General features: G+C 46.0%; 19 protein-coding genes. 14 read left to right on the top strand and 5 right to left on the bottom strand.

Annotated features, from left to right (window positions below; genetic code table 11):
• Positions 1–20: 20 nt before the first annotated feature.
• On the bottom strand, positions 21–1544 hold the full coding sequence (gpmI, locus tag F3I09_RS07110) for a 2,3-bisphosphoglycerate-independent phosphoglycerate mutase (protein ID WP_149694346.1): 1524 nt from the start codon (positions 1542–1544) through the stop codon (positions 21–23).
• 292 nt (positions 1545–1836) lie between these two features.
• Between gpmI and F3I09_RS07115 the strand changes: the two genes are divergently transcribed.
• The 4 genes from F3I09_RS07115 to F3I09_RS07130 all read left to right on the top strand — a co-directional run bounded on the left by F3I09_RS07115 (position 1837) and on the right by F3I09_RS07130 (position 4471).
• The gene (locus tag F3I09_RS07115) at positions 1837–2256 is read left to right on the top strand and encodes a DUF4783 domain-containing protein (RefSeq protein WP_188133714.1); all 420 of its coding nucleotides are present in this window, start codon (positions 1837–1839) and stop codon (positions 2254–2256) included.
• 123 nt (positions 2257–2379) lie between these two features.
• Positions 2380–3225: a carboxylating nicotinate-nucleotide diphosphorylase gene (nadC, locus tag F3I09_RS07120; RefSeq protein WP_149694348.1), complete on the top strand. Its 846-nt coding sequence runs from the start codon at positions 2380–2382 to the stop codon at positions 3223–3225.
• Positions 3226–3243: 18 nt separating this feature from the next.
• Positions 3244–4128 (top strand): diacylglycerol kinase family protein, encoded by an 885-nt coding sequence (locus F3I09_RS07125; protein ID WP_188133715.1) that lies wholly within the window; start codon positions 3244–3246, stop codon positions 4126–4128.
• A 10-nt stretch (positions 4129–4138) separates the two neighbouring features.
• Positions 4139–4471, top strand: a complete 333-nt coding sequence (locus F3I09_RS07130; RefSeq protein WP_149694350.1) for a translation initiation factor — start codon at positions 4139–4141, stop codon at positions 4469–4471.
• A 119-nt stretch (positions 4472–4590) separates the two neighbouring features.
• On the opposite strand, the gene F3I09_RS07135 is transcribed toward F3I09_RS07130, so the two are convergent.
• Positions 4591–5535: an AraC family transcriptional regulator gene (locus F3I09_RS07135; RefSeq protein ID WP_149694351.1), complete on the bottom strand. Its 945-nt coding sequence runs from the start codon at positions 5533–5535 to the stop codon at positions 4591–4593.
• Between the two features lie 370 nt (positions 5536–5905).
• On the opposite strand from F3I09_RS07135, the gene F3I09_RS07140 reads away from it, so the two are divergent.
• The gene (locus tag F3I09_RS07140; RefSeq protein ID WP_149694352.1) at positions 5906–7444 is read left to right on the top strand and encodes a glycosyltransferase family 39 protein; all 1539 of its coding nucleotides are present in this window, start codon (positions 5906–5908) and stop codon (positions 7442–7444) included.
• A gap of 1 nt (position 7445) precedes the next feature.
• On the opposite strand, the gene F3I09_RS07145 is transcribed toward F3I09_RS07140, so the two are convergent.
• Complete coding sequence (locus F3I09_RS07145) at positions 7446–8225, bottom strand: biotin--[acetyl-CoA-carboxylase] ligase (protein WP_223233158.1); 780 nt, start codon at positions 8223–8225, stop codon at positions 7446–7448.
• 253 nt (positions 8226–8478) lie between these two features.
• On the opposite strand from F3I09_RS07145, the gene rsfS reads away from it, so the two are divergent.
• The 5 genes from rsfS to F3I09_RS07170 all read left to right on the top strand — a co-directional run bounded on the left by rsfS (position 8479) and on the right by F3I09_RS07170 (position 13063).
• A complete protein-coding gene (gene rsfS, locus F3I09_RS07150; RefSeq protein WP_223233159.1) occupies positions 8479–8838 on the top strand; it encodes a ribosome silencing factor in 360 nt (119 codons plus the stop codon).
• 46 nt (positions 8839–8884) lie between these two features.
• Complete coding sequence (gene ftsH / locus F3I09_RS07155; protein ID WP_149694353.1) at positions 8885–10906, top strand: ATP-dependent zinc metalloprotease FtsH; 2022 nt, start codon at positions 8885–8887, stop codon at positions 10904–10906.
• 6 nt (positions 10907–10912) lie between these two features.
• A complete protein-coding gene (locus F3I09_RS07160; RefSeq protein WP_149694354.1) occupies positions 10913–11548 on the top strand; it encodes a lactate utilization protein in 636 nt (211 codons plus the stop codon).
• A gap of 85 nt (positions 11549–11633) precedes the next feature.
• The gene (locus F3I09_RS07165; RefSeq protein WP_149694355.1) at positions 11634–12080 is read left to right on the top strand and encodes a hypothetical protein; all 447 of its coding nucleotides are present in this window, start codon (positions 11634–11636) and stop codon (positions 12078–12080) included.
• Between the two features lie 194 nt (positions 12081–12274).
• A complete protein-coding gene (locus F3I09_RS07170) occupies positions 12275–13063 on the top strand; it encodes a UDP-2,3-diacylglucosamine diphosphatase (RefSeq protein ID WP_149694356.1) in 789 nt (262 codons plus the stop codon).
• Between the two features lie 5 nt (positions 13064–13068).
• Here F3I09_RS07170 and recO read toward each other — a convergent pair whose 3' ends face one another.
• Together recO and F3I09_RS07180 are read right to left on the bottom strand one after the other, a co-directional pair.
• Positions 13069–13800, bottom strand: a complete 732-nt coding sequence (gene recO, locus F3I09_RS07175; RefSeq protein ID WP_149694357.1) for a DNA repair protein RecO — start codon at positions 13798–13800, stop codon at positions 13069–13071.
• 43 nt (positions 13801–13843) lie between these two features.
• Positions 13844–16144, bottom strand: a complete 2301-nt coding sequence (locus F3I09_RS07180; RefSeq protein WP_149694358.1) for a two-component regulator propeller domain-containing protein — start codon at positions 16142–16144, stop codon at positions 13844–13846.
• 116 nt (positions 16145–16260) lie between these two features.
• Between F3I09_RS07180 and F3I09_RS07185 the strand changes: the two genes are divergently transcribed.
• From F3I09_RS07185 to F3I09_RS07200, 4 genes are all read left to right on the top strand, one after another.
• Complete coding sequence (locus F3I09_RS07185) at positions 16261–18681, top strand: RND family transporter (RefSeq protein WP_149694359.1); 2421 nt, start codon at positions 16261–16263, stop codon at positions 18679–18681.
• Between the two features lie 188 nt (positions 18682–18869).
• Entirely contained in the window at positions 18870–19562 is a 693-nt protein-coding gene (locus tag F3I09_RS07190; RefSeq protein WP_149694360.1) for a LuxR C-terminal-related transcriptional regulator, read from the top strand.
• Positions 19563–20139: 577 nt separating this feature from the next.
• Positions 20140–23352, top strand: coding sequence for a SusC/RagA family TonB-linked outer membrane protein (locus tag F3I09_RS07195; protein WP_149694361.1), 3213 nt, complete (start codon positions 20140–20142; stop codon positions 23350–23352).
• A gap of 20 nt (positions 23353–23372) precedes the next feature.
• Positions 23373–24824 carry a SusD/RagB family nutrient-binding outer membrane lipoprotein gene (locus F3I09_RS07200; protein WP_223233160.1) on the top strand — a complete coding sequence of 484 codons (1452 nt, stop codon included), beginning with the start codon at positions 23373–23375 and terminating at the stop codon, positions 24822–24824.
• Positions 24825–25006 lie beyond the last annotated feature (182 nt).

A 25006-nucleotide genomic window follows, 5' to 3' on the forward strand; every position in this document is an offset into this window, starting at 1 on the left:
AAAAGCGGTTGTATGATACTTTAGATCAGTATGTTACCGGTCATTTCCTTCGGAATAGGAAGGCCCATCAGCGTAAGGATGGTAGGCGCCACATCTCCCAGTTTACCCGGTTTTAGTGCTCCTTTAAAGTCATTGCCGATAATAAAGTAAGGCACCAGGTTGGTAGTATGTGCAGTATTTGGAGTGCCGTCATTGTTGATCATAAAGTCGGCATTACCGTGGTCAGCAGTAAGGAACACAGTGTAATCATTTGCCAGGGCAGCAGTTACCACTTTGTTTACGCAGGTATCCACTGTTTCTACCGCTTTAATGGCGGCTTCCCAGATACCCGTGTGGCCCACCATGTCTGCATTCGCAAAGTTGAGGCAGATAAAGTCGGCAGATTTGCCTTCTATTTCCGTAACGATGGTGCTGGTCACCTCGTAAGCGCTCATTTCAGGTTGCAGGTCGTAGGTAGCTACTTTTGGGGAGGCTACGATAAGACGGCGTTCTCCGTTAAATTCTTTCTCACGTCCGCCGGAGAAGAAGAAGGATACGTGCGGATATTTCTCTGTTTCAGCGATACGGATCTGGGTACGGTTATTCGCTTCCAGTACTTCGCCGATTGTGTTCTCCAGGTTATCATTTTCGAATATAACATGAACGCCTTTGTAGGTCTTGTCATATTCGGTCATGGTAGTATAGTGCAGTGCAAGCGGTGCCATACCGAAGTCAGGGAAAGCCTGCTGGGTAAGTACCTGCGTGATCTCACGGCAACGGTCAGTACGGAAGTTGAAGCAAAGTACTGCATCGCCCGGCTGAACAGTGGTAATTGGTTTCTGCTGGGCATCGGTTACTACGATAGGCTTGATGAATTCATCGGTAACGCCTTCAGCGTAGGAAGCTTTGATAGCGGTAATTGCATCCTGGGTGGGTGTGCCGGTACCGTGTACAAGTGCATCGTAGGCCAGCTTCACGCGTTCCCAGCGTTTATCGCGGTCCATGGCGTAATAGCGGCCGGTAATGCTGGCCACCTGGCCGGTAGTTTGTTTCAGGTGGGCTACCAGGTCTTCCATGTAACCCAGACCGCCTTTAGGATCGGTATCACGGCCATCAGTGAAGACGTGAATGAATACTTTGGTCAGTCCTTTATCTTTTGCTATCTGTGTCAGTGCTTTCAGATGATTGATGTGTGAGTGTACACCACCATCGCTGACAAGCCCGATAAGATGCAGGGCCTTGTCATTGTCTTTCGCATAATTGAACGTCTCCTGCAATACGCTGTTGCCAGCCAGTTCGCCAGTGCGGACGGCTACATTGATACGTTGCAGTTCCTGGTATACAATACGTCCTGCGCCGAGGTTCAGGTGGCCTACTTCGGAGTTACCCATCTGGCCTTCCGGCAAGCCTACCTCTTCGCCACAGGTAACGAGAGTGCTGTGTGGGTATTTTGAATACAGACTGCTTACAAAAGGAGTCTTAGCATGTGCTATAGCGTCAGCGGCAGGAACCTGTCCTTGCCCCCATCCATCCATGATAACGAGAATGGCTCTTTTCTTTTCCATATTTCCGGTTGTAATTTTCTTGTTCTGTAAATGCTGTAAAGGAGGCCAAAGTTATGAAGCATCCGTGAATCGGTATCAAACTTATTGAAATGGCACCAAAAATCATATAGCAGTGAAAGAACTTTATTACAGTTAGGTTTTATTCTAAAAATATATATTAATATATTCGCATTAATTAATCACTGTACAATACAACGATAATTGTATTTTAAAAGCTCTCCTGCAAATTGGCATAGTTTTAGCCCATTTCACTATAATGATGAAAACTTTACTACTTAATAAAATACTGACGATGAAAAAGTTAATGTATGTGCTTGGAGTTGTGTTGTTTGGCGTCATTATCACTGCACTTACACTGTCAGCCGCTACCTTAAAATCTACTGCAGCAGGCCCTTTCGAAGATGTAGTGAGTGCAATTAAACAAGGCGATGCGAGCGCACTATCCCGTTACCTTGATAATACTGTAGAAATCAGCATGGCAGGTAAATCCAATTCTTACAGCAAAGCACAGGCAGAAATTATCCTGAAAGATTTCTTCTCAAAAAATCAGGTGAAATCATTTGAACTGATCCACCAGGTGGAAAGCGCAGGTGGTTCACGAGTGGGTATCGCGAACGTGGGCACCACCGGAGGTGCTTACCGTACATCTTTCTTCCTGCAGAAGAAGGGTGGCTCGATGGTGCTGAATGAATTACGCTTCGAGAACAAATAAATAAAGAATTGTTAAGATTGATAATCGAAAGTCCGGCCTGGCCCGGACTTTTTTATATTACAGAAAGTCTGTTCCGGCGTGCTTTCTGAAATTCACTTACTTTCGTTCTCTCAAATCGATAGTATGTTACAGGAACCAGCATTTACAGATCTTATTCGCAGCGCATTGGCCGAAGACATAGGAAATGGCGATCATTCCACCTTAGCATGCATTCCCGCAGATGCAAGAGGCGGCGCCAGACTAAAGATCAAAGAAGACGGGATTCTGGCGGGAATGGAAGTAGCAGCAGCTATTTTCCACCGGCTGGATGCATCATCCGTTTTTAAGCCGTTCAAAAAGGATGGAGATAGTATGAAGGCGGGAGAAGTGGCATTTGAAGTAGAAGCTTCTGTGCACACCCTACTGATGGGAGAACGCCTTGTTTTGAACTGTATGCAGAGAATGAGCGGTATCGCCACGCTGACGCGTCAGTACGTGGATATACTGGAAGGATATCACACCCGCCTGCTCGATACACGCAAAACCACGCCTAACTTCCGCTTGCTGGAAAAAGAAGCGGTGCGCATCGGAGGAGGTGTAAATCATCGTATGGGACTTTATGACATGGTGATGTTGAAAGATAATCATATTGATTTCGCTGGAGGTATTACGGAAGCTGTCACCAAAACAGTGGCTTACCTGCATCGTCAACAATTGCCTTTACAGATAGAAGTAGAAACCCGTAACCTGGAAGATGTGAAAGAGGTACTGGCTGTCGGGCAGGTGCATCGGATCATGCTGGATAATTTCTCTCCGGCACAGATCACAGAGGCATTAACACTGATAGATGGCAGGTATGAAACAGAAGCGTCCGGTGGTATCAATCTGAGCACATTGGAGGAATATGCCAGAACCGGAGTTGACTATGTCTCTGTAGGAGCTGTGATTCATCATGCAGTAAGTCTTGATCTAAGTTTAAAAGCAATCTAATATCAAATATCCCTAACGTTGAGAAAGATTCTATTCATCATAAACCGGAAGGCAGGTACAGATAGAGAGAAACGCCTGGAGGGTATTATCCGGAGATATTTAACTCCGAAAGCTTTTTCTGTGGAAATAACACATCTGGAATACCTGGGGCATGGCACTGACCTGGCAAAAGCCGCAGTAGCAAATGGAACGGACACAGTAGTGGCTGTTGGCGGCGATGGCTCTATTAATGAAATTGCCCAGGGCCTGGTAGGAAGCAATACCGCCCTGGCGATCATTCCGCTGGGAAGTGGTAATGGTCTGGCAAGAGCGCTGAAGATACCATTGAAGGTATCCCGTGCATTGGAAGTGATTGCCGATGGCAGGCGCCAGGCAATAGATGTGGGATATGCCAATGAATACCTGTTCCTGAGTAATGCAGGCGTGGGCTTCGATGCACTCGTAGCAGATCAGTTCCGCCATAAGACCAAACGTGGTCTCTGGGGCTATGCAAAACTGGTTATAAAGAGTTTCAATAGTTATAAAGGGCCCTCCTACGAAATAAATGTTGACGGCAAAAGTCTGCAGGAAAGGGCTTTTCTGCTAACAGTCGCTAACGGGAACCAGTTCGGCTACGAATTTAAACTGGCTCCTACGGCAAATGTATTTGACGGTAAACTGGACCTTTGTGTAGTACCACCGATCAAATTCCTCGGACTCATTCCAATCGGACTATATTCATTGCTGGGCAATATTGACAAGACCCGTTATATGCAACACTATACAGGGGAAACAATTGTTGTAAAAAGCAAAGAACTGCAGCATCTGCAGGTGGATGGAGATGCGGTGCCACTTAAGGAAGAGGGCAAAGTAGCTTTCCGGATCCATCCTGCCGCATTGCAGGTTATCGTTAACCGAACCTAAAATTATTGCTATGTCAAAGAAGAAAACTAACACTGGCGGTATCATCTACTCCACCGATCCCGGTTTCAGGCCGGAAAGCAATGAACCGGAAGAAACAGATACCCTGCCTCCTGCTCAACAGCAGCTGCGCGTAAAACTGGACACCAAGCAACGCGCAGGTAAGGTGGTAACCCTGGTAGATGGTTTCATCGGTAAGACTGAAGACCTGGAAAAACTGGGAAAGGAACTGAAAACGAAGTGTGGTACCGGCGGTAGTGCAAAAGACGGCCAGATCCTGATACAGGGTGATTACAAGGAGAAAGTCGTGAAATGGCTGCAGGATTGGGGTTATAAAGCGAAATAAAGAAGGATAAGGATTCCTGACACAATATTTAATCAAAGCAGCTCCGTCAGGAGCTGTTTTTGTATAGACCAATGTTGTTAACTACATATCGGGTTGGAGATAGCGCCTGATTCCCCGTTTTATAGAGTTCTGAATGTATGCGGCGTATGCCCTGTCTGGCTTTTAAAGAAGTGAGAAAAACTGGCGGGTTCCTCAAACCCCAGGCAATGCGCGATAATGGCAATAGGCCACTCGGTATGCAGCAGCAGTAATCTTGCTTCCAGTAGTATCCGCTGGCGGATATGCTCGCTGGTGGTACGGCCTGTGACTCTTTTTACAGTTGCATTCAGATGATTAGGGTGCACGTTCAGGGTCAGTGCAAAATCGCCAGCTGTTTTCAGCTGTAGTTGCTCCTGTTCTGAAGTGATTGGGAACTGCTTTTCCAGGGTATCTGTGAAACGTTCTGCGAGTAACTGTGCTGTAGTGAGTGTGCGCTGAGGCACAAATTCATTCACGCCGATTCTTTTAGACTCCAGCAATAATAGCTGGAGATAGATGGTGATGGCTTCCAGGCGGTAAGCATCACCTTCCATATTCTCTTTACGTAGTCGCTCAAAAAGTTGCAGCATATATTCTCCCTGCTGTTCAGTCAAACTGAGCACAGGGTTAGTGCCGGTCTGGAACAGCGGATGATGTAACAGTTCATCGCGGTAGCGGCGCTCTGTTTCAAAGAGGTGTTCAGTAAACATGCAATAATAGCCATCCTGTTCTCCTTCCGGCTGCCAGGTCTTTACCTCCAGCGGATTGACAAACACCATGGCAGGCGCCTTGATAACATAGGTACGTTCTCCCAGGGTCAGTATACCCCCGCCTTTCGTGATAAGGGAAATTTTATAGTAATCCCTTCTGCTGGCAGAGATATATTCCCTGCAAGGATTGGTAGAACGGGAATGAATGGAAAAAGTACTCTTTGCCGGTACCTTTGGCAGGTTCTCCTGCCCAACACTTACCTGTGAAAGATCATCGCTGATTTTGAGCTCTTTACGATGAACAGATCTGTTATTTTTACTGTTTACGGAGGACATGTAGTAAAATTACAAAAAGAGGAATGCTAACGATATGCTAATGTAACCGCATGTGGAAGATGGCATGATGTGCGGAAATATGGCGGGTTAGATGGTTGAAGCAAGGGTTAAGGGTAGGCTCTTTGTAGCAAAGTTGCAATTTTTGATTTGATAAATTAACAAATATTTCACAACTTGGACTTAACCTTTATCAACCAAAATCTTGTTCTCATCAACTGGTCTTTTTGATGAACTGCCTATTTAACCAACTATCTGTGTGCAGTACAAGATTATATTATAACGGATTACATGTTATCATACCCTTACCTATGAGCTGTAGCGATGATAACATGTAATCCTTCTTTTTTTAATCTGATATCTCAGCCTCCTGATGCCCAGACGTTCTTATCTGTTACTGATACTATTCCTGTTATTCAAGCTGGTATTCCATTTTCTGATCGTTCACCCCGCATATGACCTTCATAGGGATGAATTCCTGCATCTTGATCAGGCCAATCACCTGGCGGCAGGCTACCTGTCAGTTCCACCTTTTACGGCTTTCCTCTCCCTGCTTATTAAGTGGCTGGGAGGTGGGGTATTCTGGGTGAGATTCTTTCCGGCCTTATTTGGTGCTTTGACAATGTTGGTGATATGGAAGCTGATTGAATTGCTGAAGGGAGGATGGTATGCGCAGATATTTGCAGCCGTTGTATTTATCTGTTCTGCCATGTCAAGAATTAACATGCTATATCAGCCTAACAGTTTTGATGTGTTTAGCTGGACACTGGTGTTTTACTTGCTGATACTTTATATAAAAAATGAAGCATCATACCTGCTGTTGTGGCTTGGAGCTGTAATAGGGCTTGCCTTCCTGAACAAATACAATATTCTCTTCCTGGCTGTGGGTTTGTTGCCTGCCTTGCTGATCTCTTCCCAGCGGAAAATTTTCCTGAATAAATACCTGTATGGCGGTTTGTTGATAGCATTACTGCTGGCGACGCCCAATGTGATCTGGCAAATCAGGAATGGCATGCCTGTTATTCACCACATGAAAGAGCTGGCAAGCACCCAGCTGGTGAATGTGGCACGTTCGGGTTTTATGATAGAGCAGCTGTTATTCTTCCTTTTTGGAACGCTGGTATGGGGAGCAGCTTTGGCTGGGTTTGCGAGGTATGAGTCCTTTAAGCCTTACCGTTTTATAGGATGGGCATTCCTGTTCGTGATGGCGTTGTTTGTCTACCTAAGGGCCAAGCCTTATTATGCATTGGGGCTTTATCCAGTGCTGATCGCTTTTGGAAGTGTTTATTGGGAGCATATCTTTTCCAAACGAAGGTCATTGAATGCCTGGCTCCGGTGGCTATGCCTACCATTGATCATGGCACCAACGCTGCTACTTTTCAGGATGATTTTCCCGGTAATGGAACCTCATAACCTGGAACGGTCTATGAACGAGCGGAGGCGGGAAATTTTTGCAAAATGGGAGGATGGAAAAGTCCATTCCATGCCGCAGGATTTTGCCGATATGCTTGGCTGGCGGGAACTGGCTGGCTTGGTAGTACAGGCCTATGAAAAAGTGCCGATGAATGAGCGAAGAAACACACTGATCCTTTGTGACAATTATGGTCAGGCGGGGGCTATAAATTACTATGCCGGCAGAGAAGTCAGCCCTGCCATTACCTTCAATGCCGATTATGTGTTCTGGTTTCCACCTAACGATACCCTGCATTATCTGATCATAGTAGGAGATGGCCTGGGAGAACATGTTCGGAAATATGCGTCCGCCTATACCAAAACCGGACAGATCAGTCATCCGCTGGCACGGGAATATGGTACCGGGGTTTATTTTGTGCAGGGAATTTCTCCCCTTTTTCCGGGAAAGTTAAAGCAGTGGCAGCTGGAAGAGCAAGCCTCCTTCAGAGCCTGGAAATAGGTCATTTTACGATAATGAACTCCACCTCGCCAAATCCCAGCTGTAGTACTTCTCCGTCTTTTTCGAGGCATAATTTACCGTCAGAGAGCACATCGCGGATGATGCCTTCAAAATACTCCCCGTTCATGCGGTAGGTGCCAGATTGTCCAAAGCGGAAGAGTTTACTTTTATACGCTTCCAGCAGGCTGTCATAATGAGCAGGATGGAGTAGTTTCAATCTCTCATTGAGGCAGGCACAGAGGTCGCGGGTCAGCTCAATGGCGTCCCAGGTTTTACCGGTGATCTGTTTAAGGGATACAGGGTTGGGAAGGTGTCCGGGGAAGACTGTCTGATTGATGTTTATACCCATGCCTGTAATGGCATATTGCCATGTATTGCCACGCAATACATTTTCGATCAGGATGCCTCCTGCCTTTCTGTCACGCCAGTAAATATCATTGCTCCATTTGATAGCGGTTTCATCACCGGCGTATTTGCTGAACCAGTCGTAGACACCGAGAGCTACTGCTGCACTTAGCATGAATTGTCTGGAAAGTGGCAGCATACCGGGTTGCAGGGCGATAGTCAGTATGATGTTTTCTCCTGGCGGGGATAACCACTGCTTGCCGCGTTGTCCTTTTCCTGCTGTTTGCTCCATGGCAAACCAGGCCGTACCGGGTGTCACCTGCCCTGTATTTACCTGCTCCATGGCATAGTTATTGGTGCTGTCTACTGTGTCTAAAATGTATAATGGCTGTCCGATCACGGGAAAATTCTTTTCTGATTTACTTTGACGCAGCAAAGTAAATCATTTTATCTTTTTCTTAACATTCGGGCAGGCGCCAGCAGGAGAGCAAGGTATTAGACAAGTGTATGATTTATAGGCGTTAAAGTCCCGCATATCATGGATTATTACATATTGTAACAATATCACCTTCCGGCGTTTATTTGCTCCTTCTTTAGTAATTTTGACAATTAAAGATTATTTTTAACCAAAAGAGATTTTATTGGCACCCTTAACCGTTCTGAGTACGAGAAAGAAAGCGTTAACACGCTTGAGTAGAGAAAGCGAGATTTTTTCCACCATCATCAAGGCCATCCAGGAGAAAAAGGGAGAGAATATTGTTTCCCTGGATCTGCGCCAGATTCCTGAAGCTGTGGCTGATTTCTTTGTAATATGTGAGGCTAACTCCAATACACAGGTGAGGGCTATAGCCGACTTCGTGGAAGACCAGGTGTCGCAGCACATCGGCGAGCAGCCTTACAAGCACGAGGGTTTTACCGCACAACAATGGATACTGGTAGATTATGTGAATGTTGTGGTGCATGTATTCCAACCTGAAACCAGACAGTTCTATAGTCTGGAGGACATGTGGAGTGATGCAGAACGAATGGAGCATAATGATACAAACTAATAACTTTTAACTATTACCGACATCCTTAAAAAAGGATCGTAAGATTATGGAAAGAGGCAACAACTTCAACAAGGGAGACAAATCGCCAAAGAAAGGACCAAAGTTCAATATATACTGGGTTTATGCCTTTATCGGGGTAGCCTTGCTGGCAATGAACTTTTTTAACTTCGGTGCCCAGCCCAAAGAGCTAAGTTTCCAGGAATTCCTGGTGAATTACCTGAAACCAGGTGATGTGGATAAGCTGGTGGTGGTGAATAAAAAATCGGTAGAGGTTTACATAAAGAAGGAAAGACTGAATGAGTCTAAATTCGATAAAGTATCCAAAGGCCGTTTCGGCGCTGCTAATCAGGGTCCTCACTTCCGCTTCAGCATAGGTAGCGAAGAAAGCTTCAAGGCTGATATGGACAAGGCCCAGGCAAACACACCACTCGAAGACCAGGTGAAAGTGATCTATGAGGACAGACAGGGATGGTTCGAACCATTTATCCAGTTACTGTTACCATTAGTGTTGCTGATTGGACTGTGGGTACTGCTGATGCGTAAAATGGGTGGTCCTGCCGGTGGCAGTGGCGGCCCAGGTGGCATCTTCAACATTGGTAAATCCAAAGCCACCCTTTTCGATAAAGGTACCCGTGTAAATATCACTTTCAGTGATGTGGCTGGTCTGGATGAGGCGAAAGTGGAAGTGATGGAAATCGTTGATTTCCTGAAAAATCCAAAGAAATATACCGCGCTGGGTGGTAAGATCCCTAAGGGCGCCCTGCTGGTAGGCCCTCCGGGTACCGGTAAGACCTTGCTGGCGAAAGCAATGGCAGGTGAAGCCCAGGTACCATTCTTCTCAATGTCCGGTTCTGATTTCGTTGAATTGTTTGTGGGTGTAGGTGCAAGCCGTGTGCGTGACCTGTTCAAGCAGGCCCGTGAAAAAGCGCCTTGTATCATCTTCATCGACGAAATTGACGCAATTGGCCGTGCAAGGGGTAAGAACGTAATGATGAGCAATGATGAGCGTGAGAACACCCTGAACCAGTTGCTGGTAGAAATGGATGGTTTCGGTACCGATAGCGGTATCATCATTCTGGCTGCCACCAACCGTCCGGATGTACTGGATACAGCGTTGCTGCGTCCCGGCCGTTTCGACCGTCAGATCTCCATCGATAAACCAGACCTGGTAGGTCGTGAGTCTATCTTTGACGTGCACCTGAAACCGATCAAGACTTCTCCAAACCTGGATATCAAGAAACTGGCTTCCATGACACCCGGTTTTGCCGGCGCCGATATTGCTAACGTATGTAACGAAGCTGCCCTGATCGCTGCCCGTAAAGGCAAAACGGAAGTAGAAATGGAAGACTTCAATGACGCGGTTGACAGGGTAATTGGCGGTCTGGAAAAGAAAAACAAGATCATTTCCCCTGAAGAGAAAGAAGTGATCGCATACCATGAAGCTGGTCACGCTATCTGTGGCTGGTACCTGGAGCATGCTAATCCGCTGGTGAAAGTGACGATCGTTCCCCGTGGTGTAGCGGCATTAGGTTACGCGCAATATCTGCCGAAAGAACAATACCTCTACAATACCGAACAGCTGCTGGATGATATCTGTATGACCCTTGGCGGCCGTGCAGTGGAAGACATCGTTTTTGGTAAAGTATCCACCGGTGCCCAGAATGACCTGCAGGTGATCACCCGTATGGCCTATGCAATGGTAACTGTGTATGGTATGAACGATAAAGTTGGTAATGTGTCCTTCTACGATCCGAACAGCGATCAGGCATTTACCAAACCTTATTCCGAAGAGACAGCTAAAATGATCGATGAGGAAGTTCGCCTGTTGATCGAGAAAGCATATATCCGTACCAAGAACCTGCTGACCGATAAGCTGGAAAATGTGAAAGCGCTGGCGCAGGAACTGCTGAAAAAAGAAGTATTGTACCAGGCAGACCTGGAAAGACTGATCGGTAAACGTCCATGGGATGTACACCGTGAGCATATCGCCAATAAGGAAGGTATGACCACAGATGGCGTACACCCGGCTGATATCATCAATCCTTCTCCTACTCCTGCTAATGCGTAAGCTGATATGAAAATATCTCCTGCCAAGGAAAATATTCTCAAAAGAGTGAGAAATGCATTGAGCCAATCGGTGCAGTTGCCCTTCCCCAATTCGGAGGGCAACAGTTCCGTTTTTGTGAAAGAGCATGATGGCCTGGAGATGAAGTTTGCAGAGGAGTTTGCCCGTTTACAGGGGAAGTTCATTTTCTGCACCAGCAGGAATGAGCTGTTGGACAATCTGCTCGCTTTGGTTGCTTCCCGGGAATGGGAAGACGTACATTGTCAGACGCCTTCCATAATGAAGGATTTCCAGTTGCAGCAATTTCCCTTTATCAACAAAGGAGATATGCATACCGCAGCAGCTGCGATCACAGATTGCGAGCTGCTGGTAGCGCGTACAGGCACCATGGTGCTGAGCGCTGCGCAACCATCCGGCAGAGCATTGCCGGTATATACACCGGTACATATTGTGATAGCTTACACGCACCAGCTGGTATTCGATCTGAAAGATGCAATAGCCCGTCTAAAAGACAAGTACCAGGGAGAGCTGCCATCGTCGATACACTTTGCTTCCGGTCCCAGTCGTACCGCAGATATTGAAAAAACACTGGTGGTAGGTATACATGGACCCCGCGAAGTATATGTGTTCCTGGTAGATGAATGAATTATTAATTGTTAAGCATATTTAAGCAGCGCGTGATCCTCATCATGCGCTGTTCTTTTAAATGATTATGTTATACCGGCTCGCTATGACCAGGTTATTTCTCTTGCTGTTTTCCGCTGTTTTACTGGCGTCTTGTGGACAAGCCTCTGAGCAGTCTCGTAATACCATTGATACTACTAATACGCTGATCGTAAAAGGACCAACTGCGGTAATTTTCAGGCCGGCAGGAGATAAATTACGATCTCTGAAGGCTGCTTTCGGTGAAAAGAGCTTCCTTTCTTTGCAGACTGCCAACAACACGACCCTTTTGGAAGATAGTACTTACCTGGCGGGTAAAGGTGTGAAGATTGTCAGCACCAGCGCCACCCAGCTGCAATTCATAAGAGGGAATGGTGAGGTGTTGTATATCAATCTCATTCATCCCAAATATGCCTGGGAGATCTTCCTGTACAATGGCTACAGTGATCCAGTCAAAGCTGATCTGACAGATATTGAGGCTGCTTACCTTGAGTCGGGGATAAGGAAACCCTGAGTTGCGGCGCCCGCAATTCCTATCTGAAACCGCTGATACTAATGGTCCTCCGATGATATCCGGCCTGTTCGTATGACCGGGTTTTCCCATTTAGTTGTTTTGTTAAATAGTTATTTATTACTTCGCAGTGCAAATCGCTTAATCATCTACGGGCTGTATTTCGTTTTTTACAGACCGGAAAAATGTAATCATCTATGGAGCATGGACTGTCCGCTGTGGACTATTCCATTCCTCTTCCGGAGGGCAAACGTGTTTATTTCGCATCGGACTTTCACCTGGGTGTGCCCAATCCTACTGCCAGCAGAGATAGGGAAAGGCATATTGTGAGGTGGCTGGATGCCGCTTCGCAGGATGCAGCACACATCTTCCTGGTAGGTGATATTTTTGACTTCTGGTTTGAATATAAAGAAGTGATCCCTAAGGGATATACCCGCCTGTTAGGGAAACTGGCTGAGCTGAGAGATAAGGGCATTGGCATCTCCGTTTTCATCGGGAATCATGATATGTGGATGGATGGCTATTTTAAAGAAGAGCTGGATATTCCCGTTCACTATGAACCCAAAACTTACGATATAGGCGGCAAACGTTTTTACATCGGTCATGGTGATGGTCTGGGACCGGGCGACCATGGTTATAAAATGTTGAAGAAAGTATTCCGCAACCCCATATGCCGCGCATTATTCTCATTGATCCACCCTTCCTGGGGCATTGGCCTGGCCAATTATTTCAGCCGTAAAAGCCGTGCTGCCACAGGTATGGAGCTGGAGAAATTCCTCGGAGAAGAGAATGAATGGCTGGCGATCTACAGCAAAGAGATCTTACAGCAATCCCATTTTGACTACTTTATTTTTGGACATCGTCACCTGCCATTGGATTTGCAGGTTGGGCCCGACAGCCGCTATATCAACCTGGGAGACTGGTTGTACTATTGCAGCTATGCTGTATTTGATGGTAAAGCAACTACCTTGTTATACGATAAATAGCTGGTCTATTCCAGTATTTCGTGCAGGATGGGAGGTGAATTCAGTTCCTGGAAGTCTGGTAAGTGCAGCCTGAAAAAGTCCAGGTAAGCATACAAAAGTTTTCTGCGTTTATCCTTATTCATATTGATCTCTCCAAGACTTTCCCAATTAGTACATTGAAAAAGACGGTCCGTTATCTCGCTGTTGGCAGCATCCAGGTAATTGCTGTGGTGAGGTGGCAGATCTGTGAATGAACCTTCCTGCAGGTCAAGATAGTGTGCATACTCCGAATACCGGCCATTTAACCGGAAACCCAGGTGCTCAGCAAGTTTGAGGGTGAAATACAGGGGAACATTCGCAGCAATGGATAGTGGTGCTACATCGAGTGCCTGTAGTGCCTGTTCTGAAAAATAATACAGTTCCAGTTGTTGTTCCGGTTCCCGCAGGCTTTTCTGCAAGAGCTCTATCATGTAGAGTGCAACCGTATTCTTGACGATATTGAAGTGCAGGGAGGTGTAGATATAACCCAGTTTAAACTCAGAAATACGCTGGATACTCTTTTGCTCATGATGATATACTACCAGTTCCAGGATGTTGCCGGGCTGCAAGAGATTGCCCTTCGCCTGGGGTTTGGAAGAACGAACTCCGTTCACCATATACGACTGCACCCCGAAGAGTTCCGTGAATATATTGACAATGGCGCTGGTATCGCCATATTTGACCGTTCTTAATACTATCCCGCGAGTTTTGTGTAACATACCTGACAGCAGCTGCTGGATTCAAATGTACGATTAGCGGGCGTTAATTGATAAATACAATCTTTGTGACCATGTGCTCCCCTCCTGTTTCGCTGGCTGCAAATACCAGGTATACGCCGGACTGTGGCCGGTGCCCGGTATAATCCAATCCATTCCAGATGGCTTGTCCGCCGAAAGCCCTGGTCTGGAACACCATTTTTCCGCTGATGTCGGTGATCTTCACCCTTGTATTCTGCACCAGCCCCCGGATGGCGATAGTGCCACTGTAATTGTGTGGAACAGGGTTAGGGAATACCAATACGGAATCCCGTGTCATGCTGGAGACGGGCGCTGTGGCTGTGCCATGCCATGACATCAGGCCTTTTCCTGTAGCGAAGTATATTTCTCCTGTTTGAGGATCTATGGCGATGGTGTAAATATGATTGTCAGGAAGCGGACTGTTGCTTGTATTGAATTGTTGCAGGATCTGATCTCCTTCCTCACTTACCAGCCAGGCGCCATTGAGGGTGCCTACCCATTTGCGGTTGGCGCCGTCTATGGCAATGGAGGTTACTTGTTCATCCTGGAATAGGTAGCCGGCAAAATTGTCCTGCTGGATGATTGGCAGGATAGCATTACATCCCTCAGCAGCGGCCTGTCCCGGACAGTTGATAATAGCAATACCCCTGGCTGTGCCGACCCAGATGCTGCCATTTTTATCTTTTGCCAGGCAGTAGACGTCGTTGGAAGGCAGGTTGCCCTGATTGCTGCCCAGGCGATATTGCCGCCATTGATCGTCGTTTTTATTGTCAAGAGTATTGTTGTGATTCAGTACAAACAGGCCATTGCTTTGTGGGGAAACCATATATACCAGGCCATAGTCGTCCGTCAGTAACTGGCTGATGGCATTCCCTGTCATGACATAGGGGCTGCGAAAGGATACCCAGGTGTTGTCAGGCTTTTTCAGCAGGAGATTGCCGGAGGCGCCATAGGCTGCCAGCCATAGGTTGCCTGTGGCGTCTGTGGTCAGGCCGCTGACGTTATAGGCATTGGGATTATTGGCGACGGGCGGTAGTACACCTTGTTTGAAAATAGTATAGCCGCCATTGGGAGCAGCATATATCAGCCCTCCTCCAAAGGAGCCCAGGTAACAACCCTGACTGCCGGGATCGGGAGAAAGGGTGATGAGGTCCGAAACGGACTCCAGTGCAGGCTGGGTGTTGTGATCGAACTGAGTCCAGCTGCCTTGCGAATAAGTGTAATAGCCGTTACTGTTACCGCTGGCTTTCCAGTCGCTGCTAACGCTACCGGCAGTAGCCCAGAGCGTATTATTCACAAACAGCATGTTGCCGGTAATGATACTGGCCGGTGCATCAGGATGAATAGCTGTAAAGCTGTTGTCATCAGTTTTATACCGGATCAATCCCTGAAGCGAATCCGCTATCCATGTTTCATTGCCGGTATTGGCTGTCTGTAAAGGCGCGTCTATCAGCTGATGCTGTAATGTTTTTATGAGGTTGGCGCCGGCATCGAGGACGATGATGCGGGCGGCGCCTCCGGATTGCTGTTCACTAAGGAACAGCTGACTACCATGTACGTCTATATTATTAATATGCCAACCATCTGTATACCATGATGTCCAGGTATTGTTGGAGAACCGGAATAACTGATTACCCTGGCGGCATATCAGCTGATTATTGAAAGAGATGATCTCCTGAATGGTGTCCTGTTGCAGGCCCTGATTGAGAGTGGACCAGTTTCTATAGTCGGATGGATTATTGCTGTTGAGCGCCGCTGTTCTGATACCTTCTGAAGTGGCTGCGTACAGGGAGCCATTGAGGAATGCCAGGGAATAGACAGGAGTATATTCACCGGTGCTGCCTACCACATAGGTAGCTGCTATCTCAGGAATGGAAGTGTTTACAACCACTATTCCGAGACCTGTACAGAGATAGGCGTTATTATTATAGTAGAAGATGTGGAAAATAGATTTGTCTGCAGCTACCTGTTTTCGCATCAGGTCGGGAATATTGAAGCTGTTATTGCCGCTCAGCAGATCAATGTTGCTATTACGGTATGCGATCAGTATTTCATCATCGCCGGCAGCTATAGCGCTGATCCCGATATCGTGAAGGCCATTGATCTTGCTATACCTGCTGATCTCTTCATCTGCACCGGTGGTAACGGAGAATAGTCCCTGAGAGGTAGCGCAGTATATTTTATCAGCTTTCACAGTAACTGCAACAGCAGGACGCCATGGAAGATAGTCACTCCATTGGCCAACGGGAGTCTGGGCATCAGCCTGAGGGGAAGTCAGGCAGGATAGGCTAAAAATGGCATAAAGGGAAGTCAGGAAGCGGTACATGCATCAAAAATAGTTATATGTTGTTACTTTATGACACCTACCCGCATATATCCCTGACGCCCTTTTTTTAGACAACTTTAATTACCTTTACGCCCTACTAAATTATAAAGACGCGTATGTGGCAACGCTTAGCAGGATTCGTATTGAAATTCCGTCTACCACTCCTGGTTTTATTATTGTTGAGCACTGCAGTGATGACTTATTATGCCAGTAAGGTAGAATTGTCCTATGAGGCTAACAAATCTATACCGCTTGACAACCTGAAGTACAAGGATTATCTCCAGTTTAAAGGTTTATTTGGTGAAGATGGTAATATGATTGTGATAGGTGTCCAGACTGATAGTTTCTTTCAGAAGGATTTCTTTCACGACTATGTAAAGTTGAATGAAGATGTCAGGAAGGTGGAGTTTGTGGAGAATGTGCTGAGTGTACCATTTGCCATTAATCTTGTGAAAAATGACAGTACCCGCAAACTGAGTGCTGAGCCTTTATTCAGGGGCGATCTGCAGCAGCAGGCGGTACTGGACAGTCTTGCAGGGGCTTTGAATAATCTTCCTTTTTATAAAGGCCTGCTCTATAATCCCGACACGCATGCTTACATGATGATGATCAACGTCAATAAGGGGGTAATGGGTACTGCCCGCCGTATTGAGGTAGTAAGCAACGTGATGAAACTGGGAAATGCTTTTGCCGAAAAACATCATACTGAAGTACGCATGAGCGGATTACCGCTGATCCGTACTATAGTGGCTACGAAAGTGGCGAACGAGCTGGGACTGTTCCTGAAATTATCATTCGTGCTGACAGCGCTGATCCTGTTCCTTTTCTTCAGGTCATTTGGAGCGGTGCTGATGTCCATGATCGTAGTAGCAATCGGGGTAATATGGTCTGTGGCCACGATTGTATTGTTGCAATATAAGATCACCCTGCTGACGGCATTGATCCCACCATTGATTGTGGTCATCGGTATTCCGAACTGTGTATACTTCCTCAATAAATATCATACGGAATATGCCAAGGATGGTAATAAGACCCGGGCGCTGGTACATATGATCCAGCGTATGGGGGTTGTGACCCTTTTTACTAATCTGACGGCAGCGATCGGTTTTGGTGTGTTCTGTTTCACCAAGAGCGCCCTGTTAAAAGAGTTTGGTGTGGTAGCAGGATTGAATATCATGCTGATCTTTTTGATCTCATTCATTTTCCTGCCTTCAGTATTAAGCTATCTGCCTGCTCCCAAGACGAAACACACCAACTACATGAATAACAGGTGGTTCCGTGCCCTGTTGGATGGACTAACTGCTTTGGTGTTTAAATACCGTCCCTGGGTGTACGGAGTGACCGGCCTGCTGGTAGTAGGTGCGGTGGCTGGTATGCTGAAATTGCATTCTGAGGCCCACATGCTTGATGACATTCCGCAAAGTGACAAGTTGTATACCGACCTTAAATTTTTCGAAAAGAACTTTAAAGGAGTAATGCCGCTGGAGATTGCGGTAGATACGAAGAAAAAAAACGGTGTGGTAAATTTGCAGACATTGGAGAAACTGGACCAGTTATCAAAGCTGATAGCAACACAGCCGGATTTCGCCAGACCATTGTCTGTAGCAGAGGGTATCAAGTTTGCAAAACAGGCTTATTATAACGGAGATAGTTCCAACTACTCGGTGCCTAATCAGTTTGATATTGGTTTCCTTGCGCCTTATCTGCGTATGAAGGGAGGTACTAACGCCAGTGGAAATGCTACTGCCTTTACCAAGCTGGTGTCTTCTTTTATGGACAGTACCAGGCAGGTAGCGCGTGTGAGTGTGAATATGGCGGATGTAGGGTCTGCCAGATTGCCTGCGTTGCTGGACTCACTGACGCCACAGGTGAACCAGATCTTTGACAGTACAAAGTATAAAGTAACCTTCACCGGTACCAGCGTTATATTCCTGGAGGGTAGCCGTTTCATTATTAACGGTTTAACTGAGAGCATCGTGCTGGCATTTGTGCTGATCATTTTCTGTATGCTGTATCTCTTCCGTTCCTGGAGGATGCTGCTGATCTCCCTGATCCCGAATATTATCCCGCTGGCTGTTACAGCTGGTGTGATGGGCTGGCTGAATATACCCTTAAAGCCGTCTACAGTATTGGTATTCAGTGTGGCATTAGGGATAGCGATAGATGTGACGATCCGTTTCCTGGTAAACTTCAAGCAGGAATTACCGCATCATGACCTGGATATTTCGGCTACAGTGAAACAAACCATTCATGAGACCGGGTTGAGCATTATATATACTTCTCTGATCCTGCTGGCAGGATTTATGATCTTTAGTTTCTCCGAATTCGGAGGTACCAAGGCTTTGGGCTGGCTGACGTCCCTGACATTGTTAATGGCGACGATCACAAACCTGACCATTTTACCGGCCCTGTTATTATGGATGGAGAAGGCATTACTGAAAAAGGCCCGGAAAAAGCAGTTATGGAATACTTTAGATGAGGAAAATGATATGGATATGTCTGAGCTCGGATTGAAGGAACGAGAAAAGGAAGACTAGATAAGTATATCATTCACATATAATTAAAACGCTCAATGCATGATTATCAGCATTGAGCGTTTTTTGTTATTCCCAAATAATCTAGTGGACTACATTCATCCCCCCATATTAGCCGTTTGTATAAAAGGATGCCACATACCCATTAAAAAGTATGAGGTTTATAATGCCATTCTAACCTCTTTTAGTTCATGAAAAACAAATACTTAAAGGGCGCTCACCTTTCTGAGCGTAAATTTAAGGAGATACTACGGCTATTCGCCGAAGATCTTACAGCCACGCAGATTGCCAACATTAGTGGAGTAAGCCGGGTTACCGTAAACAGTTATCTCAAAAAGATTCGCCAACAGATCGCCCGTCATTGTGAGTCCTTATTGCCGGCAGAGAGCCATCATCGCGCTGCCGCCCCGGTACGTAATGTACACCATGTATCCCCGGTGGATGATGGAGATGTTTCCGTTAAAACAGAAGTCGGCCGTAATGTGAAGCCGGTTGTATTTGGTATCTACCGTTGTTCCGACAGGTTGCATACCGAGATATTGCCGGATGTGAGCAGGTCTATGATCCATTCTGTTGTGAGAAGCAGCCGTTCCATACTGGAGATGCAGAGTGCAGCGGAGAAGATCCGCCGTTTCAGCAATGTAGTTGACCTGGGTCAGTACCGTTTATACAATCTTGAAAATGAAGGCGCTGTCAGTATTGCAGACGATGTAGATGCATTCTGGGGGCTTACCAAACACCGGCTGGCAAAGTTCAAGGGATTGAACCGCAGCACGGTGTACCTGCATTTGAAGGAGTGTGAGTTCCGGTACAATAACAGGAATGAAGACATTTATGAAACGTTGCTGGAGTTGTTAAAGACGCAGCCGTTGAGTCTTTCCTGATAGACGGGTTTATCACTTACGATATTGCTGCAGTAGTGCAGCGCATTTTTATTTAAATCTGGAACAAAACCCGGATTTAGATTTTGGTTGATGAGCGCGCAGGTGGTAATCCTACCGCCTGCCTTTAATTCTTTTGCAATTACTTATTTAAGTATATTACGAGATTGTGTTATGGAGCATTTTTACATATTACAGATTTCAGTTATTACAAATAAAAAATATCCAGTTATGTTAAAGGACTGTTAAAGAAATGTTATAACACTTAATTTTGTTAACTGGTTTTTGTTAAAATTATTGTTAATAAACTTATATTTGAACGTTAAAATTAAGTTAAACAACAAAGAAGGGTTAATTGCTTATGAGAAAAGGCTGTAGTAGCCCCCTCACCCCCTCTGTATACTCATTCAAGGAATTTAGGACAAGTATTGTTAATTGCGTTTAGGGGAACCAAGATGTATTTTTTCAACTAAAGTTTTATCAACGTAGGACAAGCTTTCAGAACCAGTGGTCGGTTTTCTGAGATCTATATTCTATTTCATTTGAATATTTAACTAAACAACCAGAAACAACAAAGCTTATGAGGAAAAGTTTATTTTTCCTCCTGTCCACTACGTTTGTGGTAGGGCAGGTGGTTGCGCAAAACCGTCCCATTACGGGGAAGATTACTTCCGCTGATGATGGTAGTCCGGTAATTGGCGCTACAGTCATTGTTAAAGGTACCACAACCGGTACTGTAACCAACATGAATGGTGAGTATACCATTCAGGTACCAGAAGGCGCCTCAGCCCTGATCGTTAAGTTCGTGGGCATGAAAGACCAGGAAGTAAAACTGGGCGCAGGTGCAAAACACAATGTGGCATTATATCCCGATGTTACCAAACTTACTGAGACTGTTGTAACTGCTAACGCTATCCGCCGCGAAAAAGCATCTCTTGGTTACGCAGCTCCAACTGTAAAAAATGATGAACTGACCAGAGGTCAGAGTACCAGCCCACTGAATGGACTTGCAGGTAAAATAGCCGGTGTGAACATCTCTACCAGTGCGAATGCTCCGGGAAGTTCTTCCAGGATCGTATTGAGAGGTGGTTCTTCCATTAATGGTAATAACCAGGCGCTGATGGTAGTAGATGGTATTCCTATCGACAACTCCAGCATTAACGGTGGTGACAACAGCCTTTCTTCCTCCGACTTCGGTAACCGTGGTAATGACCTGAACCCTGAAGACATCGAGTCTGTAACGGTGCTGAAAGGCCCTGCTGCAGCAGCGTTGTATGGTTCCCGTGCATCTAACGGTGCCTTGGTGATCACTACCAAGAAAGGTAAGAAGAATGGCAACAAGAAAAGCGAAGTTACGCTGAGTTCAGCGATGACTTTCTCCAATATTGCCAAACTGCCTGATTTCCAGAACAAGTATGGTCAGGGTTACCTGAATGGCGCTGGTGATGGCTTCGATATTGATCCAAGAGAAAACTTCAGCTGGGGCCGTCCTTTTACCGGCGCAGAAGAAGAATGGGGTCAATCCATCAAGGGTGTAAGGTTAAAGAAAGCTTATAGCGCACAGAAAGACGGTGTAAAGAATTTCTTTGAACTGGGTAAGGCTGTGAACACTAACCTATCACTGTCCGGCGCTGGCGACAAGACCTCTTATTACTTATCAGTGAATAGCCTGAACTCTGATGGAGTTATGCCAGGCAACTACGATAAATATAACAAGTACGGTGTACGTTTTAACGGTAGTGCTGAATTGAGCAACAAGATCAGTACCTCTGTTTCATTCAACTACAGCAAGATCAGTAGCGCAGTAATACAAGGTGGCCAGGGTGGCGGTTCTGTATACAACAACGTATTGCAGACACCACGTGATATTCCTATCGACAAAATGGGAGACCTGAACAATCCTTACTATAGCTTTGGTAACCTTTTGAACGCTAATGGTGTTCCTTACTACGGTTACTATGGTGCTTATACGAAGAGCCCTTATTTCATCCTGAAGAACTACAGGAACCAGAACGATGTAGACAGGATCACCGGTGCATTTACCCTGGAATACAAACCATTAGCATGGTTGAATGTATTGGAAAGGGTTGGTGTTGACGTATATTCTGACCGTCGTACTTACAAATCTCCTAAATACTCCTTCGCTCCTGCTGATGATGCCGGCAACTATAGCCAGACCAGAAACCTGCAGACTGCAACAGGTCTGTACAGCAAAGACCAGTATGACCTGGCTGAAGTAGTACATGACTTCATGGTAACTGCTACTAAAGATTTCGGTCCTGATTTCAAAGCGTCCCTGATGGTAGGTAACAACATCCGTCAGCGCAAACTGAATACTACAGAACTGCAGACAAATGCTGCCGGTCTTGTAGTACCAGGATGGTACAGCTTTGATAACAGTAATGGTCCTATCGTTACTAACGACGCGTTGTCAAGACGCCGTCTGGTTGGTGTGTACAGTGAGTTAAACCTGTCTTACAAAAACCTGGTGTACATCGGTGCAACTGCACGTAACGACTGGTCTTCTACACTGCCTAAATCAAACAACTCATTCTTCTATCCTAGTGTGAATGGTTCATTCGTATTCTCTGAACTGTTCAAAGACAGTGAATTCGCTCACATTCTGAACTATGGTAAATTAAGGGCGAGCTGGGCGCAGGTAGGTAACGATGCTGATCCATATCTGTTACGTACTTACTATGAAGCAACCAGCATCAACGGTGGATTTGGTAGCACTACCTTCCCTTTCAATGGTGTGAACGGTTATACACTCTCCAACGCTATTGGTAATGCTAACCTGAAACCAGAGATCACTACCGCTACAGAAATTGGTACTGAGTTGAACTTCCTGGAAAACAGGATATCAATCGACCTGTCTGTGTACAAGAACAAGTCTAAAGACCAGATCATCCCAGTGCCTTTAGCACCATCTACCGGCTCTACTCAGAAAACACTGAACACTGGTCTGATCGAGAACAAAGGTATTGAGATCGGCGTAAGAGGTACACCAATCCGTACTGCTTCCGGTCTGTCTATCGAACTGTTTGGTACTTACACCAGAAACAAGAGCACTGTATTGGATTTAGGTGTTGCTGACCAGATCGTGATCGGTGGTTTCACTGGTATGAGTATCGTTGCAGCTAAAAACCATCCTTATGGTGAGTTCTACGCACAGGACATCCTGAAAGATGCTCAGGGACATGTAGTAGTAGATCCTTCTACAGGTCTTCCGCTGAGCACTCCTACTGCAGTTTACCTGGGTTCATATAATCCTAAATACCAGGCTTCCTGGGGACTGAACGCGGGTTACAAAGGGTTCAACTTCAGCCTCTTGTTTGATACCAAACAAGGAGGCAAGTTCTTCTCCCGTACTGCAGATATCACAGACTTCGTAGGTGTATCTGAAGCATCTGCTGCACAGGATCGTTTAGGTGCTGTATGGGCTAACTCCGTAACAGACGATGGTTCGGGCAAGCTGGTGCCAAACACAACTAAATATTATCCAGAACAATACTGGACAAACAAACCTGATGGTCAGAACATTCTGAACGCATCTTACATCAGACTGCGTGAAGCCAGCCTGACTTACCGTATTCCAAAGAATATACTGCACAGAACTCCGTTTGGTGATCTGACAGTAGGTTTATTCGGAAATAACCTGGCATTGTGGGCAAAGAACAAATATGCTGATCCTGAAGTAAACTCTGGTGGTGCTGGTAATGAGCAAGGTTTTGACTTTACAGCGCAGCCTTCTCTGAGAAACTTTGGTTTTAATGTAAGGGTAACCTTCTAATGTTTAAAAGCAAGCTTATAATGATGAATAAGAATATAATAAAAGCAGCCACGGGTATTCTCGCCGCGCTGTCTCTCACAATAACAGGTTGTAGCAAATTCCTGGATATTAATGAGAACCCAACCAAAGCCGTTGACGTGGATCCCAGCTACCTGCTGCCATCCAGCCAGGCAAACATTGGTATGGTAATCGGTAACAACTTCCAGGTTTACGGAGGTATCTATGCACAGTTCTGGACACAGGATATCAGCTCTTCACAGTACAAGAACATTGAACAGGTGAACCTGGACCCTGCCAGCTTTGACAGACCATGGCAGTTCCTGTACGCCGGCACGCTGCAGGACCTGCAGGTGATCATTGATAAAACAAACAGCAAAAGGTTAGAACAATATGCCGGTATTTCTGAGTTACTGAAGGCTTATAGCTACCAGGTACTGACCGACGCATTTGGTGATATTCCTTTAAGAGATGCTATCAAGGCTGGTAGCCAGGACATTCTGGCGCCTACCTATGATCCACAGAAAATGGTATATGACAGCATCTTCGCTATGATCAACAGGGGCCTGTCTCTGATCGATCCGGCAAGTACTGCTAAACCAGGAAAAGATGATCTGATCTTTGGTGGTAATATGGCTAACTGGAAAGCTTTCGGTAATACCCTGAAGCTCCGTGCATATCTGCGTTTACTGAAAGTCGATTCAGCTTTTGCTGCTCAGGGTGTTGCAAGCCTCGCCGGCTCAACATTCCTGACATCAGATGCAAAGATCACTTATGTATCTACAGGTGGTAGCCAGAACCCATTGTTTGCTGAAATACTGGGACTGGGAAGAACACAGAACCTGATCGCGAGCAGCACTACTGTTGATCAGATGAATGCGCTGAAAGACCCACGTGTTTTCACTTTCTACAGAACTACTCCTGATACCTTCGGTATCGCTGGTATTCCTCAGGGAAGCTACAAGACTACATGGGATTATAACTTCTCCGCACCTAATACAGCTGTAGCCGCTTATGGCCAGAATGACTCTTCTGCGCTGGCTCCTGTGAAATTCATCTCTGCCGCTGAAAGCTATTTCCTGCAGGCGGAAGCTGCTGCTCACGGATACCTGGCGGGAGATGCTAAAACACTGTATCAGCAGGGTATTACTGCAAGTTTTGCTGCATATAATGTTGCTCCAGGTAGCTACATTACTGACGTAGTTGCAGCATTCCCTGCTACCGGTACTGAAGCTCAGGTAAAAGCAATCATTACCCAGAAATACTTCGCAATGTGCGGAAACCAGAACTTCGAAGCATGGACAGAATGGCGCCGTACCGGCTACCCTTCCTTCCTGGTTCGTTCTCTGGCATCTGTACTGCCTGCAGGTCAGATGCCACAGCGTCTCCTGTATCCTAACTCAGAGATCACCAGGAACCCTAAATTCCCTGGCGCTAAACTGGCTTACGATAAGGTTTGGTGGGACGCTAACTAATAATAACGGATATGTATATATTCAGGGGCTCGTTATACAACGGGCCCCTTTTTTTTGATCCTGGGAGTTTCTTTTCTAAGTAACTATATGTTAAACCACACATCCGTATATCTTTTTAAGAATTTTTATATCTTGTGATACTTTTAGCTGATTGGCTATTTTCAAAATAATAAAGACACGGG

It is taken from the genome of Chitinophaga sp. CF418 (assembly GCF_900142925.1).
Lineage (GTDB): Bacteria > Bacteroidota > Bacteroidia > Chitinophagales > Chitinophagaceae > Chitinophaga.

Bases quoted from the DNA above. Each gene is read 5' to 3' on its own strand.
- gpmI (WP_149694346.1), bottom strand. From the start codon at position 1,544: ATGGAAAAGAAAAGAGCCATTCTCGTTATCATGGATGGATGGGGGCAA.
- F3I09_RS07195 (WP_149694361.1), top strand. From the start codon at position 20,140: ATGAGGAAAAGTTTATTTTTCCTCCTGTCCACTACGTTTGTGGTAGGG.
- nadC (WP_149694348.1), top strand. From the start codon at position 2,380: ATGTTACAGGAACCAGCATTTACAGATCTTATTCGCAGCGCATTGGCC.
- F3I09_RS07160 (WP_149694354.1), top strand. From the start codon at position 10,913: ATGAAAATATCTCCTGCCAAGGAAAATATTCTCAAAAGAGTGAGAAAT.
- F3I09_RS07180 (WP_149694358.1), bottom strand. From the start codon at position 16,144: ATGTACCGCTTCCTGACTTCCCTTTATGCCATTTTTAGCCTATCCTGC.
- F3I09_RS07140 (WP_149694352.1), top strand. From the start codon at position 5,906: ATGCCCAGACGTTCTTATCTGTTACTGATACTATTCCTGTTATTCAAG.
- F3I09_RS07115 (WP_188133714.1), top strand. From the start codon at position 1,837: ATGAAAAAGTTAATGTATGTGCTTGGAGTTGTGTTGTTTGGCGTCATT.
- ftsH (WP_149694353.1), top strand. From the start codon at position 8,885: ATGGAAAGAGGCAACAACTTCAACAAGGGAGACAAATCGCCAAAGAAA.
- F3I09_RS07190 (WP_149694360.1), top strand. From the start codon at position 18,870: ATGAAAAACAAATACTTAAAGGGCGCTCACCTTTCTGAGCGTAAATTT.
- F3I09_RS07200 (WP_223233160.1), top strand. From the start codon at position 23,373: ATGATGAATAAGAATATAATAAAAGCAGCCACGGGTATTCTCGCCGCG.
- F3I09_RS07135 (WP_149694351.1), bottom strand. From the start codon at position 5,535: ATGTCCTCCGTAAACAGTAAAAATAACAGATCTGTTCATCGTAAAGAG.
- F3I09_RS07130 (WP_149694350.1), top strand. From the start codon at position 4,139: ATGTCAAAGAAGAAAACTAACACTGGCGGTATCATCTACTCCACCGAT.
- F3I09_RS07170 (WP_149694356.1), top strand. From the start codon at position 12,275: ATGGAGCATGGACTGTCCGCTGTGGACTATTCCATTCCTCTTCCGGAG.
- F3I09_RS07165 (WP_149694355.1), top strand. From the start codon at position 11,634: ATGACCAGGTTATTTCTCTTGCTGTTTTCCGCTGTTTTACTGGCGTCT.
- F3I09_RS07185 (WP_149694359.1), top strand. From the start codon at position 16,261: ATGTGGCAACGCTTAGCAGGATTCGTATTGAAATTCCGTCTACCACTC.
- recO (WP_149694357.1), bottom strand. From the start codon at position 13,800: ATGTTACACAAAACTCGCGGGATAGTATTAAGAACGGTCAAATATGGC.